We start from the raw sequence: 14,055 nt of genomic DNA, 5'->3' as shown, positions 1-14,055 counted from the left end.
GATTCAATCCACACATGACGCACAATCATCCCGCCCCCCTGCTCGTCGAACTGCTGACCGAAGAGCTGCCGCCGAAGGCCCTCGCACGCCTCGGCGACGCATTCGCCGAAGGCCTCGCGCAACGCCTCGCGGCGCGCGACCTCATCGAAGGCGAACTCGTATTCGAACGCTACGCCACGCCGCGCCGCCTCGCGGTCGTCGTGCAGAACGTGCGCGCCGTCGCGCCTGAAAAGCAGGTCCGCGAAAAGGTCCTGCCGGTGTCCGTCGCGCTCGACGCGGAGGGCCGGCCGACCGCCCCGCTCGCGAAGAAGCTCGCGGCGCTCGGCCATCCGAACCTGTCGATCGCCGATCTCGAGCGCGCGCAGGACGGCAAGGCCGAAGCGTTCTTCGTCAACTACTCGGCGGCCGGCGCGACGCTCGCCGACGGGCTGCAGGCCGCGCTCGACGAAACGCTCGAGAAGCTGCCGATCCCGAAGGTGATGACCTACCAGCGCCCGGACGGCTCCGACGTGAAGTTCGTGCGTCCGGTGCACCGCCTGACCGTGCTGCACGACGACCGCATCGTGCCCGTCACCGCGTTCGGCGTCGATGCCGGCGACACCACGCTCGGCCACCGCTTCCTGTCCGACGGCCTCGTCGCGATCCAGCATGCGCGCGCGTATGCCGACACGCTGCGCGACAAGGGCCGCGTGATCGCGCACTTCGCCGATCGCCGCGAAACGATCCGCACGCAGCTGAACGAGCACGCGAACGGCGACACGGTCGTGATGCCCGAGTCGCTGCTCGACGAAGTGACGTCGCTGGTCGAATGGCCGGTCGTCTATCCGTGCCGCTTCGAGGACGAATTCCTGCAGGTTCCGCAGGAATGCCTGATCCTCACGATGCAGACGAACCAGAAGTACTTCGCGCTCACCGACGTCGCCGGCAAGCTGCGCTCGCGCTTCCTGATCGTGTCGAACATCGAGACGAAGACGCCGGGCGAGATCATCGAAGGCAACGAGCGCGTCGTGCGCCCGCGCCTCGCCGACGCGAAGTTCTTCTTCGAGCAGGACAAGAAGAAGCCGCTCGCGGACCGCGTGCCGCTGCTCGCGAACGTCGTCTATCACAACAAGCTCGGCTCGGCGCTCGCACGCGTCGAGCGCCTCGAGGCGCTCGCCGGCGAGATCGCGCCCGCGATCGGTGCCGACGCCGCGCACGCGAAGCGCGCCGCGCGCCTCGCGAAGGCCGACCTGCTGACCGACATGGTCGGCGAGTTCCCGGAACTGCAGGGCACGATGGGCACGTACTACGCGCGCCACGACGGTGAGCCCGACGACGTCGCGCTCGCCTGCGCCGAGCATTACCAGCCGCGCTTCTCCGGCGACGCGCTGCCGACCACGCCGGTGTCCACCGCCGTCGCGCTGGCCGACAAGCTCGAGACGATCGTCGGCATCTGGGGCATCGGCCTCGCGCCGACCGGCGAGAAGGATCCGTTCGCGCTGCGCCGTCACGCGCTCGGCGTGCTGCGCCTGCTGCTCGAGAAACAGCTGCCGCTCGATCTCGTGTCGCTGCTGCGCACGGCCCATGCGCGCTTCGAAGGCGTGCCGGGCGTCGCCGAATCGACCGACGCGATCTTCGCGTTCTTCATCGACCGCCTGCGCGGCCTATTGCGCGAGCGCGGCTACTCGGCCGGCGAAGTCGACGCGGTGCTGAGCCTGAACCCGACGCGTGTCGACGATCTCGTCGCGCGCCTCGACGCGGTGCGCGAATTCACGCGCCTCGCGGAAGCCGAAGCGCTCGCGGCCGCGAACAAGCGGATCTCGAACATCCTGAAGAAGTCGGAAGGCGGCGCGAACGGCACGGTGCAGCCGACGCTGCTCGTCGAGGCCGCCGAGAAGGCGCTGCACGAGCAGCTCGCAGCCGTGACGCCGCACGTGCAGTCGCAGCTCGAGGCGCGTGCGTACACGGGCGCGCTGTCGGCGCTCGCCGCGCTGCGCGCGCCGGTCGACACGTTCTTCAACGACGTGATGGTCAACGCCGAGGATCCCGCGCTGCGCGCGAACCGTCTCGCGCTGCTGTCGGCGCTGCATCAGCAGATGAACTGCGTCGCCGACATCTCGAAGCTCGCCGCGTAAAGGCCGAACGATGCCGACCAGCCCCAACCGCAAGCTCGTCGTCCTCGATCGGGACGGCGTGATCAACGTCGATTCGGACGCGTTCATCAAGACGCCCGACGAGTGGATCGCGCTGCCCGGCAGCCTCGAGGCGATCGCACGACTCAACCACGCCGGCTATCGCGTGGTCGTCGCGACCAACCAGTCCGGCATCGGTCGCGGGCTGTTCGACATGGCCACGCTCAACGCGATGCATCTGAAGATGCATCGCGCGGCGGCCGCGGTCGGCGCGCGCATCGACGCGGTGTTCTTCTGCCCGCATACGTCGGAAGACCACTGCGACTGCCGCAAGCCGAAACCCGGCATGATGCAGATGATCGCCGAGCGCTTCGAGATCGATCCCGGTCACACGCCGGCCGTCGGCGATTCGCTGCGCGACCTGCAGGCCGGCGTCGCGGTCGGCTTCCGGCCGCACCTCGTGCTGACCGGCAAGGGCAAGAAGACGCTCGCCGCGGGCAACCTGCCGGACGGCACGCAGGTCCATGACGACCTGCGCGCGTTCGCACTCGACTTCCTTTCACACGAACACGAGTGATGCGGCCGCCGCGCGCATCCTCCCTACTGTCAGACCCACGCCGATGCGCTTCGTCCGCTCCCTGCTGCTGCTGATCTATTTCATCCTGTACACGGTGCCGTACGCCACCGCGTGCTTCATCGCCTTTCCGTTCATGCGCCCCGACGCGCGCTACTGGATGGCGGCCGGCTGGTGCAAGTCGACGCTGTGGGTCGTGCGCTGGCTGAACGGCATCCGCTACCGGATCGAAGGCTACGAGAACCTGCCCGACGGCCCGGCCGTGCTGCTGTCGAAGCACCAGTCCGCGTGGGAGACGCTCGCGTTTCCGGCGCTGATGCCGAAGCCGCTCTGCTACGTGTTCAAGCGCGAGCTGCTGTACGTGCCGTTCTTCGGCTGGGCGCTCGGGCTGCTGCACATGGTCAACATCAACCGCAAGGAAGGCAAGAATGCCTTCGTGTCGGTGATCCGCCAGGGCAAGAAGCGCCTGTCGGAAGGCGCGTGGATGATCATGTTCCCGGAAGGCACGCGCACGCCGGTCGGCAAGCAGGGCAAGTACAAGACGGGCGGCGCGCGCTTCGCGATCGAAACCGGCGCGCCGGTCGTGCCGATCGCGCACAATGCAGGTCGGGTGTGGCCGCGCAATTCGTTCACGAAGTTCCCGGGCGTCGTCACCGTGTCGATCGGCAAGCCGATTCCGGTCGAAGGCAAGACGCCCGACGTATTGAACTCGCAGGTCGAAGCATGGATCGAAGCGGAAATGCGCCGCATCGATCCCGATGCGTATCGCCAGCCGGGCAATGCCGGCACGCGCGATGCCGCACGCGTCTGAATCACCCGGATTGCAGCCGTTGTGTACGACGAAACGAAGCGAACTGATGAAAAAGCGTCCGCGGCCACGGCCTGCCATCGTGGCACTCGATCATCGCCAGATGGACCTGCCGCTCTTCGACGGGCCGGCAGCATCGCCGCCACCGTCGGCGCCCGCCGCGCTGCCGTCGCCGCCTGAAGCGGCTGCGGCTCCCGCGGTGCCGCTCGATCCGGGTCCCGCACCCGATCGCTCCCGCGTCCGGACGTTCGCACTCGACAGCCGCGTGCTCGAATATCGGTTGAAGCGCTCCGCGCGCCGCACGATCGGCTTCACGATCGACGGCAGCGGGCTGTCGATCACCGCGCCGCGCTGGGTCACGCTCGCCGACATCGAAGCGGCGATCGCCGAGAAGCAGCGCTGGATCTTCGCGAAGCTCGCGGAGTGGAAAACCCGCACCGAGCAGCGCGCGCTGCCGCAGATCGACTGGCGCGACGGCGCGCAACTCCCTTATCTCGGCAAGACGATCACGATCGCGCTCGGCGCGGGCGCCGTCGCATTCGACGCCGATGCGCAACGGCTGTCGCTGCCGCTGCCCGTGCAAGCCGACATGCAGCAGATCAAGGATCGCGTGCAGGGCTGGCTGCAGGGCGAAGCGAAGCGGATCTTCGGCGAACGCCTGGCGGTCTACGCGGAACGGCTCGGCGTCACGTATTCGATGTATGCGCTGTCGTCGGCGGCGACGCGCTGGGGCAGCTGCTCGAGCGACGGCAAGATCCGGCTGAACTGGCGGCTGATCCACTTCCCGATGTCGATCGTCGACTACGTCGTCGCGCACGAGCTGTCGCACCTGCGCGAGATGAACCACAGTCCGGCCTTCTGGCAGACCGTCGAATCGATCTTCCCGGAATTCCGCGAAGCGCGGCACACGCTCAAGCATCACCCGCCCGAACTGCTGCCGGCGCTTTGACGCGATCGGCCGCACCAAAATACAAACGGGCGATGCGGATTCCTCCACATCGCCCGTTTTTCCTGCCCGCGACGCACATCGTGCGCCGCGCGCCCGGCGCTCAGTGCGCCTTCTTCTGAATGAACTCGATCTTGTAGCCGTCCGGATCCTCGACGAACGCGATCACGGTCGTGCCGTGCTTCATCGGGCCGGCTTCGCGGGTCACCTTGCCGCCTTGCGCCTTGATCTTGTCGCAGGCCGCGTAGGCATCGTCGACTTCCACCGCCAGATGGCCGAAGCCGTTGCCGAGATCGTAGGACGGCGTATCCCAGTTGTGGGTCAGCTCGAGCACGGTGCCCGCGCTTTCCGCTTCGTAGCCGACGAACGCGAGCGTGAACTTGCCTTCCGGATAATCCTCGCGACGCAGCAGCTTCATGCCGAGCAATTCGGTGTAGAACTTGATCGAGCGGTCGAGATCGCCGACTCGCAGCATCGTATGCAGCAAACGCATGTGTTGTACTCCTGTGGGGACTTTCCAGTAGCGGAAATTCTACCGGAGTCGGGTCAATCCCGCCGCCGGCGCCCCGTGCGCCACCGGCCGATACCCAAGCATCCGCACGGCGAGCGCGAAGCCCGTGCGGCGGTGGAGATCACCGCGCCCGACGGCCCCGGCAAGTCCATCGATCGGGTAACATCCTCCCACTTCGCACCAAAAACGGGCATGCCGCCCGCAGCCAGAACGCGACCACCGCCTCATTCCAGCCACACAGCCTGCCGTGAGAAATCGCCGATTCGCGCGCGCCGGACGCGCCGTTCGTCCGCCGCTGACCATGTCTTTGCCCAAGTCTCTGCTCATGCCCCAGCCCGCTTCCCGCCGCATCGGCGAGGTCCGCCGATGACCGCGCTCGCCGGCACGCCCGTGCGACGCGCGCTCGACATGCGCGCGGTCGGCGTGATGCTGCTGCTGTGCGCGATCTGGGGCCTCCAGCAGGTCGCGATCAAGAGCACCAACGCGGCGATCCCGCCGATGTTCCAGGCCGGGCTGCGCTCGGTGATCGCCGCGCTCCTGCTGTGGGGCGGGCACGCTCGCGCGGCACGCCGCTGTTCCGCGCGGACGGCACGCTCGGCGCGGGCATCGCGGCCGGTGCGCTGTTCGCCGGCGAGTTCATCTGCGTGTTCTTCGGGCTCACGCTGACGAGCGCGTCGCACATGGCGATCTTCCTGTACACGGCACCGTGCTTCACGGCGCTCGGCCTGCACCTGTTCGCGCCGGGCGAACGGCTGCAGCGCGTCCAGTGGGCCGGCGTCGGCCTCGCGTTCGCCGGCATCGCGCTCGCGTTCGCGGACGGCTTCCTGACGCCGCGCGCGCCCGGCGCATCGGTGCTGGCCGGGCTCGCCGGCGACGCGCTCGGGATCCTCGGCGGCGCGATGTGGGCCGCGACGACGGTCGTCGTGCGCTCGACGTCGCTCGCGCGCGCCAGCGCGAGCAAGACGCTGTTCTACCAGCTCGCGGTGTCGGCCGTCGTGCTGATCGCGCTCGCCGCGCTGCTCGGCCAGACGTCGTTCGCGCGGGTCACGCCGATCGCGCTCGCGAGCCTCGCGTACCAGTCGGTGATCGTCGCGTTCGTCAGCTACCTGTCGTGGTTCTGGCTGCTGACGCGCTACAGCGCGTCGCGGCTGTCGGTGTTCACGTTCCTGTCGCCGCTGTTCGGCGTCGCGTTCGGCGTGCTGCTGCTCGGCGAATCGGTCGGCTGGCGCTTCATGTCCGCCGCCGCGCTGGTGCTGACGGGAATCGCGCTCGTCAACGCACCGCCGCGCCGACGCGCGTAGCGCGATGCAGACGCGGTCCGGCAGCGACGAAAGCCGTGCGAAAAAAAAGCTGCCCGCTCAGGGCAGCCTCGTCGATCGCGCTCGGGGCAGGCGCCAGGTGCGACGCCCGCATGCCGCTACTCCGCGGCCTTGCGCGCCGCTGCAAGCGCCTGCGCGACGCCGACATATTCGGCCACGCTGACATCCTCCGCGCGTCGCGCGAGATCGAAGCCGAGCGCGTCGAAATCGATCGTCTCGCGGTAGTCGCCGAGCGTATTGCGCAGCATCTTGCGGCGCTGCGAGAACGCGGCGGTGACGACTTCGCCGAGCAGCACGGGATCGACGTCCGGTAGTTCGTGCGGCTCGTACGGAATCATCCGGACGATCGCCGAATCGACCTTCGGCGGCGGCTGGAACGATTCCGGCGGCACGTCGAGCATCTTCTCCATCACATAGCGGTACTGCAGCATCACCGACAGTCGCGAGAACGCCTTCGTGCCCGGCTCCGCGACCATCCGTTCGACGACTTCGTTCTGCAGCATGAAATGCTGGTCGATGACCGCGTCGGCGAACGTCATCAGGTGAAACAGCAGCGGGCTGGAAATGTTGTACGGCAGGTTGCCGACGATCCGCAGCGACGGCTTGTCGCCGGGTGCCGCGAGCGAGCGGAAGTCGAACGCGAGCGCGTCGCCCGCGTGCAGCTCCAGCAGCGCGCCGAAGCGCTGCTGCAGGCGCCCGATCAGGTCGCGGTCGAGCTCGACCGCATGCAGCGGCGACTCGGGCGTCGCGAGACGCGCGATCAGCGGCTCGGTCAGCGCGCCGAGGCCGGGGCCGATCTCGACCATCCGCTGGCCGCGCGCGGGGCCGATCGTCGCGACGATCGAGTCGATCACGCCGTGATCGACGAGGAAGTTCTGCCCGAAGCGCTTGCGCGCGAAGTGGCCTTGGTGCTGTCTGCTGTTCGACATCGACTGAGAAAAACGAAAAATACGACGAATGAGGTCAGGCTCGTGCGTGTCAGGCCGCGCGGCGATGGCGCGCCATCGTGACGGCCGTGTCGAGCGCGGCGACCATGCTGCCCGGATCCGCGCGGCCCGTGCCGGCCAGATCCAGCGCCGTGCCGTGATCGACCGACGTGCGGATGATCGGCAGCCCGAGCGTGACGTTGATGCCCTCGCCGAAGGTCGCATACTTCAGCACGGGCAAGCCCTGATCGTGGAACATCGCGAGCACGCAATCGGCGCCCTCGAGATGGCGCGGCTGGAACAGCGTGTCGGCCGGATACGGGCCGCGCGCGTCGATGCCCTGCGCTTGCGCGCGTGCGAGCGCCGGCGAGATCACGTCGATCTCCTCGCGCCCGAGATAGCCGTTCTCGCCCGCGTGCGGGTTCAGCCCCGTCACGAGGATGCGCGGCGCCGCGAGACCGAAGTCGCGCCGCAGGTCGCGATCGACGATCGCCAGCGTCTCGACGAGCCCGTCGATCGTCAGCGCGGCCGACACGTCCTTCAGCGGCAGGTGCGTGGTCGCGAGCGCGACGCGCAGCGGCCGCTCGCCCGTGCCTGCCAGCATCATCACGACGCGCGGCGTGTGCGTGCGTTCCGCAAGGTATTCGGTATGGCCGGTAAACGGCACGCCGGCATCGTTGATCGTGCTCTTCTGCAGCGGTGCGGTGACGATCGCGTCGAACCGGCCCGCCACCGCGCCGTCGATCGCGGCATCGAGCAGCCCGAGCACGTAGCGGCCGTTGGCCGCGTCGAGCTTGCCCGCCTGCGCGGGCACGGCGAGCGGATGATGCTCGACCGACACCGGCTCGCCGCCGGCGAGCACCGCCCGGTCGGCACCGACGGCCGCCGCGCGTGCGTCGAGCAGCGCGGCATCGCCGAGCACGGTGAAATGCGCACCGGGCCAGCGCCGCGCGGCATCCTGCAACGCCTGCACGGTCAGCTCCGGGCCGACACCCGCGGGTTCGCCGGTCGTGATCGCGATCTGCAGCGCGGATGCCGTCATGCGAAGCTCGCTCAGTTCGCCGGGCCGACGCCGCCGATCTTGTACTGCACGTACGACGAATCGCGCAGTTCACGCAGCCAGTCGGCGTACGCCTGCTCGGCCTTGCGCTGGCCGATCGCCTGGCGCGCGATATCCATCTGCTGCTGCACCGAGCCTTCCGCCTCGCGGCGCTCGACCACCTGGATCAGGTGGTAGCCGTACTCGGTGCGAATCGGCTGGCTGATCTGGCCGGCCTGCAGGTTGTTCATCGCGCGCTCGAATTCCGGCACGGTCTCGCCCGGGCTGATCCAGCCGAGATCGCCGCCCTGCGACGCCGAACCGTCCTGCGAGTAGGTGCGCGCGAACTTCTCGAAATCGCCGCCGGCCTCGACCTGCTTGCGGATGTCCTGCAGTTGCTGGCGTGCCTGGCCTTCCGACTTGCCTTCGCCGACGCGCAACAGGATGTGGCGCACGTGCGTCTGGACGATCTTCGGTGCCGCGGCGGTCGCGCCCTGGCTCTGGCGGCGGTCGACGAGACGCACGATCTCGAAGCCGTCCGGCACGCGGATCAGCGTCGGATTGACCTGGCCGGGGCGGAGCTTCGACGCGGCTTCGACGACGTCGGCCGGCAGCGCGGACGGCGCCTTGAAGCCGAGGTCGCCGCCCTTCTTCGCGTCGTTCGCTTCCGAGTTGTTCTTCGCGAGCTTCTCGAAATCGGCGCCCGACGTGGCCTGCTGCAGCAGCGCGTCGGCCTTCTTCTGCGCGGCTTCGATGTCGGCTTGCGGCGCGTTGGTCGGCGCCTTGATGAAGATGTGCTGGAAGCGCAGGTCCTGCTGCTGCGATGCGCTCGGCCCGCGCTGGCTCGCGATGTAGTTCGCGACCTCGGCATCCGACACGGTGATCTTGCCGTCGACCTCGCGCTCGCGCAGCTTCGACAGCATCAGCTCGGTGCGGGCGTCGCTCGTGAACACGCTCCAGGGCACGCCTTGCGCGACGATGCGCGCGCGGTACTGCTCGAGCGTCATCCCGTTCGCCTGCGCGAGGCGCTGCAGCGTGGACTGCACGGTGGCATCGTCGATGCGGATCCCGTCGTCCTTGGCCTTCTGCACCTGGATGCGTTCGAGCACCATCTGGTTCAGCACCTGCGCGCGCAGCTGGTCGGCCGGCGGCACGGGCGCGTTCTGCTGCTGCAGCCGGCGCGAGATCAGGCCGACGCGCTGGTCGAGTTCGCGACCCGTAATCACGTCGTTGTTGACGACCGCGACGACTTCGTCGGCAAGCTGCGCGCCATGCGAACCAAGCGCCTGCGCCGCGGCCGGCGCAGCGGCGAGCAGCGCGGCGGCGGCGGCGAGGCTGGACACGACTGCCGCGAAACGAAGGGTTTTCTTCATTGCCACTGATACTCCATTGAAATCGTGCTGACCGGTGCAGACAAGCCGGCGTTACTCGTAGTTGCTGAAGCGGGACATCGGCGGCGGCGCGGACGGCAGCGGCGTATAGCCCGGCACCCCGGCGCGGAATGCGGCCACGAGACCGTTGTCGACGCTCGACAGCCCCTTCAACGTCAGCTGCATCATGAAGCGCGTCGACGAATTCTGCTGCCCCGACGTGTTCACGCCGTTCGCGTACCGCTGGACCCCGACTCCGAGCGCCCAGCAATCCGCGTCGTATTGTAAGCCGAGCAGACCGTCGACGACCCGGTCGGCGGCCAGGTCGTAGTTGAAGCGGCCGATCGCATACAGGCGGCGCGTGAGCGGCCACTGCGCGGACACCAGGAACTGGTTGATCGGCTGGTTGTCGAGCGTCGTGTTCGCACGCGTGTAGCGGTAGCCGACGTTGATCACGCGGCGCTCGCCCGGGCTGAAACCGAAACCGATGCTCGACTTCACGAGCTGGTTGTTGTTCTGGTTGTACTGGAACGCCGTCTCCGACATGAAGCCTGAGCCGAGTTTCAGCGCGGCGCCGACGATCAGGTCGGAGTGGCGCGCCAGCACGGCGCTCTGGCCGGAGTTCAGCGTCACGCGCTGGTCGGCGAAATAGTACTGCTGCGCGACCACGAAGCGCGCGCGCTCGTCGCCGGTGCGCGGATCGATGAAGCGCGACGTCAGGCCGGCCGTGATCCGGTTCGCATCGGCGATCCGGTCGTTGCCGACGAACGTGTTCGGCTGGTAGATCTCCGCGAGGCCGAAGTCCGATTCCGCGGTGTCGAACAGCGGCGCGTTCGACTGGTCGCGATACGGCGTGTACACGTAGTACAGGCGCGGCTCGAGGGTCTGGATGAAGTCCTGGCCGAACAGGCGCACCGAGCGGTCGAAGATCAGGCCCGAGTCGAAGCTCACGGTCGGGATCGACTCGGTGAAGTGCTTCGGGCTGTTCGGCGTGCTCGACGACAGGTGGTTCAGGTCGTACGACGCGAAGTGGTACTGGACCTTCGGCACGGCGAAGTAGCCGGGGCCGTACACACCGTACGCGATATACGGGTTGAAGACGATCCGGTCGCCTTCGGTCATGTCGGCGGTCGTGATGCGGAACCGCGAATAATCGGCTTCCGCGCCGAAGTCGAAGCCGCCGACGTTGTACTTCGTGTACTTCACGTTCAACTGCGGCTCGCGGCTGTACGGCGCGATCGACGGCGGCAGCGTCTGCCAGTGCTGGTAGCGCGCGAGCACCGACCACGGGCCGTTGTTGTACGTGAGGCCGGCTTCCTGCTGGTACAGCGTCTGCGTCCCGTTGATGAACTGGTTCATCGACCCAAGGTCTTCGGGATACGTGTTGTCCGAGACCTTGTTGTAGTAGACGTAGCCGCCGAAACCGCCGCCGAAGTTCTGCTGGTGCTGCCAGTAGATCGCGTAGCGGTTGCGGTGCGCGAGCCGGTCGTCCGGCAGGTAATTGGCCGTAAACGTGCCCGAATACGACGGCGACAGGTAGCGGAACGTCGCTTCGGTCTGCACGCCGCGCCGCGAGATGATGCGCGGCGTGATCGTCAGGTCGCGGTTCGGCGCGATGTTGAAGTAGTACGGCAGCGACAGCTCGAACCCGTTGTTCGAGTTCATCGAGAACGTCGGCGGCAAGAGGCCGCTGCGCCGCTCGCCCGACAGCGGGAACGTCATCCACGGGCTCGCGAAGATCGGCACGCCCTGGAAGAACAGCACGCCGTTGCGCGCGGTGCCTTCGTCGGCGCCGGTATCGAAGTCGAAGCGACTGCCCTTGATGTACCACGCGGGGTTCGTCGAGCACTGGCACGCGGTGTAGGTGCCGTTGACGAACACCGAGCGCTCGCTGTCGAGCAGGTCGACGCGCTCCGCGCTGCCGGAGCCGCCCGTCACGTTGAAGTGGTACTTCGGCGCCGTCATGAAGCCCTGGTTCGCCTCGACCTTCAGATGCGCCTCGGGGCCCGCGAACGACGTGCCGCCGTTGACCACCTTGACCTGGCCGTACGCGTCGGCCATGTCGGTATCCTGATCGTAGTGGAGCGCGTCGGCCTTCACGACCGCGTCGCCGCGGCGCAGCTCGGCCGAGCCCTTCGCGGCGAGGTCCTGATCGGCCGTGCCGCTCGTATGGTCGGCAATCACGAAGGTGGCCGGCTTCGCGCCGTCCTTCAGCGGATGATCCTCGAGCTGCGGGGCGAGACGCAGGTCCCACGGCGAGTCGAGCGGCTGCGGCTGCGCGGCCGCGCCCGACAGCTGCGCGTGCGACACGGCCGGCACGAGGCCGGGCACGGCCAGGAGCGCGAGCGCGAGCCGCCGTTTGCGCGGCGCCCCGTCACCGGGGAAGACATTCGGGAATAGCGGTTTGGGCGGCATCTATCGTTTGGCGAATCGCCCCTTGTCAACCGCAGCTGCACGGCACATTCGCGCGCGGCGGGCCGCACCGTCGCACCGCGACTGCGGCTGAGCGCAAACCGGGGAGACGATCGGGCGGACGGCGCGACAGGCGGCGGGCCTGCACGGCGGAAGCTGACGCGGGGCGCGTCAAAAAAGTCGTGGGGTATTATATGGCAAGACGTTCCCCCCTCCGCCGAGTTTCATGACGCCCCCATCCGCCGCATCCCAGCCCGACGCCCGCCTCGAAGCCCTGACCGCGTGGCTGCTACCGCTCGCCGAGCGCTTCGCCCTCGACCTGACGACCCTCGCGCCCGCGTCGTCGGACGCCAGTTTCCGCCGCTATTTCCGTGTCGCGTCGGCCACGAGCCCCGGCGGCTCGCTGGTCGCGGTCGACGCGCCGCCGCCCGAGAAGTGCCGTGAATTCGTCCAGGTCGCGCAGCTGCTCGCCGCGGCCGGCGACCACGTGCCGGACGTGCTGGCCCACGATTTCGACGCCGGCTTCATGCTCGTGTCCGACCTCGGCCGCACGTCGTACATCTCGGTGCTCGATCCGGCCGACCCGGTCGCCGCGCGGCCGCTGATGCGCGATGCGCTCGACGCGCTGATCCGCTTCCAGCTCAGCTCGAAGCCGGACGTGCTGCCGCCGTTCGACGAGGCGTTCCTGCGCCGCGAGATGGAGCTGCTGCCCGAGTGGTTCGTCGGCCGCCATCTCGGCAAGCCGGTCACCGATGCGATGCGCGGCACGCTCGACCGTACCTTCGCGCTGCTGGTCGCGAGCGCCCATGCGCAGCCGCAGGGCTTCATGCTGCGCGATTTCATGCCGCGCAACCTGATGGTGTGCGCGCCGAACCCGGGCGTGCTCGACTTCCAGGACGCCGTGTACGGGCCGCTGACGTACGACGTCGTGTCGCTGTTGCGCGACGCGTTCATCAGCTGGGACGAGGAGTTCGAGCTCGACTGCTTCGCGTACTACTGGGAAAAGGCGAAGAAGGCCGGCCTGCCGGTCGATCCGGACTTCGGCGAGTTCTACCGCCAGCTCGAATGGATGGGGCTGCAGCGCCACATCAAGATCCTGGGGCTGTTCGCGCGCATCAACTACCGCGACGGCAAGCCGCACTACCTGAACGACCTGCCGCGCTTCCTGAATTACGCGCGCAAGGTCGCGCTGCGCTACCGCCCGCTCGTGCCGTTCGCGAAGCTGCTCGACGAACTCGAGGGCAAGGGCGCGGCCGACGTCGGCTATACGTTCTGACCGCCCTCACCGTCCTTCCCCTCAGCCGAACATGAGCACTACCCTGACCACGGCGATGATCTTCGCCGCCGGCCGCGGCGACCGGATGCGCCCGCTGACCGATACCCGCCCGAAACCGCTGCTCGAAGCCGGCGGCAAGCCGCTGATCGTCTGGCAGATCGAGGCGCTCGCGCGTGCGGGCATCGAGACGATCGTGATCAACCACGCGTGGCTCGGCGAACAGCTCGAGGCAACGCTCGGCGACGGTTCGCGCTGGGGCGTGCGGCTCGCGTACTCGGCCGAAGGCGACGCGCTGGAAACCGCCGGCGGGATCGCGCAGGCGCTGCCGCTCATCGAGCGCGATGGCCGGCCGACGGTGTTCGCGGCGGTCGCGGGCGACGTGTACTGCGCGTTCGACTACCGGACGCTCGCGCCGCGCGCCGCGCAGATGGCCGCGCTCGATGCGCCCGCGATGCATCTCGTGATGGTGCCGAACCCGCCGTTCCATCCGGACGGCGATTTCGTGCTCCGCGACGACGGCCGGCTGGCGCTCGCCGGCGCGCCGCGCGTCACGTTCGGCAGCATCGGCGTGTACGACACGCGGATGTTCCGCGACATCGTGCCCGGCACGCACCGGCCGCTCACGCCCTACTTCAAGGCGACCATCGAGGCCGGCCGCGCGAGCGGCGAATTGTATGAAGGAATCTGGGAGAACGTCGGCACGCCCGCCCAGCTCGGCGAACTCGACGCGCGGCTGCGCGCCGCCGCGGGCTGATCGTTTCGC

Annotated in this window: 11 protein-coding genes and 1 pseudogene; 7 read left to right on the top strand and 5 right to left on the bottom strand. The window is 68.4% G+C overall.

The window, feature by feature from the left end; translation table 11 throughout:
• Positions 1 to 14: 14 nt before the first annotated feature.
• From glyS to DIE16_RS10210, 4 genes are read left to right on the top strand one after another with little or no spacing between them, the layout of a single operon-like run.
• Complete coding sequence (gene glyS / locus DIE16_RS10225; RefSeq protein WP_124570703.1) at positions 15 to 2,114, top strand: glycine--tRNA ligase subunit beta; 2,100 nt, start codon at positions 15 to 17, stop codon at positions 2,112 to 2,114.
• Positions 2,115 to 2,124: 10 nt separating this feature from the next.
• Entirely contained in the window at positions 2,125 to 2,688 is a 564-nt protein-coding gene (gene gmhB, locus DIE16_RS10220) for a D-glycero-beta-D-manno-heptose 1,7-bisphosphate 7-phosphatase (protein ID WP_124488623.1), read from the top strand.
• Positions 2,689 to 2,731: 43 nt separating this feature from the next.
• The gene (locus tag DIE16_RS10215) at positions 2,732 to 3,496 is read left to right on the top strand and encodes a 1-acyl-sn-glycerol-3-phosphate acyltransferase (protein ID WP_044846811.1); all 765 of its coding nucleotides are present in this window, start codon (positions 2,732 to 2,734) and stop codon (positions 3,494 to 3,496) included.
• A gap of 46 nt (positions 3,497 to 3,542) precedes the next feature.
• Positions 3,543 to 4,442, top strand: coding sequence for a M48 family metallopeptidase (locus DIE16_RS10210; RefSeq protein ID WP_124570704.1), 900 nt, complete (start codon positions 3,543 to 3,545; stop codon positions 4,440 to 4,442).
• 100 nt (positions 4,443 to 4,542) lie between these two features.
• On the opposite strand, the gene gloA is transcribed toward DIE16_RS10210, so the two are convergent.
• Complete coding sequence (gene gloA, locus DIE16_RS10205) at positions 4,543 to 4,932, bottom strand: lactoylglutathione lyase (protein ID WP_044846812.1); 390 nt, start codon at positions 4,930 to 4,932, stop codon at positions 4,543 to 4,545.
• Between the two features lie 384 nt (positions 4,933 to 5,316).
• Between gloA and DIE16_RS10200 the strand changes: the two are divergent.
• Positions 5,317 to 6,251 (top strand): annotated as a pseudogene (locus tag DIE16_RS10200) (DMT family transporter).
• Between the two features lie 116 nt (positions 6,252 to 6,367).
• Here the strand turns inward: DIE16_RS10200 and rsmA are convergent.
• The 4 genes from rsmA to DIE16_RS10180 are packed head-to-tail and all read right to left on the bottom strand — an operon-like array spanning position 6,368 to position 12,019.
• Positions 6,368 to 7,198, bottom strand: a complete 831-nt coding sequence (gene rsmA, locus DIE16_RS10195; protein ID WP_124488620.1) for a 16S rRNA (adenine(1518)-N(6)/adenine(1519)-N(6))-dimethyltransferase RsmA — start codon at positions 7,196 to 7,198, stop codon at positions 6,368 to 6,370.
• A 49-nt stretch (positions 7,199 to 7,247) separates the two neighbouring features.
• A complete protein-coding gene (gene pdxA / locus DIE16_RS10190) occupies positions 7,248 to 8,237 on the bottom strand; it encodes a 4-hydroxythreonine-4-phosphate dehydrogenase PdxA (protein WP_124666067.1) in 990 nt (329 codons plus the stop codon).
• An 11-nt stretch (positions 8,238 to 8,248) separates the two neighbouring features.
• Positions 8,249 to 9,607 (bottom strand): peptidylprolyl isomerase, encoded by a 1,359-nt coding sequence (locus DIE16_RS10185; protein ID WP_124488618.1) that lies wholly within the window; start codon positions 9,605 to 9,607, stop codon positions 8,249 to 8,251.
• A 51-nt stretch (positions 9,608 to 9,658) separates the two neighbouring features.
• Entirely contained in the window at positions 9,659 to 12,019 is a 2,361-nt protein-coding gene (locus DIE16_RS10180) for an LPS-assembly protein LptD (protein WP_124570707.1), read from the bottom strand.
• A gap of 223 nt (positions 12,020 to 12,242) precedes the next feature.
• On the opposite strand from DIE16_RS10180, the gene DIE16_RS10175 reads away from it, so the two are divergent.
• Positions 12,243 to 13,292 carry an aminoglycoside phosphotransferase family protein gene (locus DIE16_RS10175; protein WP_124488616.1) on the top strand — a complete coding sequence of 350 codons (1,050 nt, stop codon included), beginning with the start codon at positions 12,243 to 12,245 and terminating at the stop codon, positions 13,290 to 13,292.
• A 31-nt stretch (positions 13,293 to 13,323) separates the two neighbouring features.
• Positions 13,324 to 14,046, top strand: coding sequence for an N-acetylmuramate alpha-1-phosphate uridylyltransferase MurU (murU, locus tag DIE16_RS10170; RefSeq protein WP_124488615.1), 723 nt, complete (start codon positions 13,324 to 13,326; stop codon positions 14,044 to 14,046).
• Positions 14,047 to 14,055 lie beyond the last annotated feature (9 nt).

Origin of the sequence: Burkholderia sp. Bp9090 (genome assembly GCF_003857985.1) — a bacterium.
GTDB lineage: Bacteria > Pseudomonadota > Gammaproteobacteria > Burkholderiales > Burkholderiaceae > Burkholderia.
The sequence above is the reverse complement of the archived record's forward strand: the minus strand, read 5'-3'. Positions and strand labels throughout refer to the sequence as shown.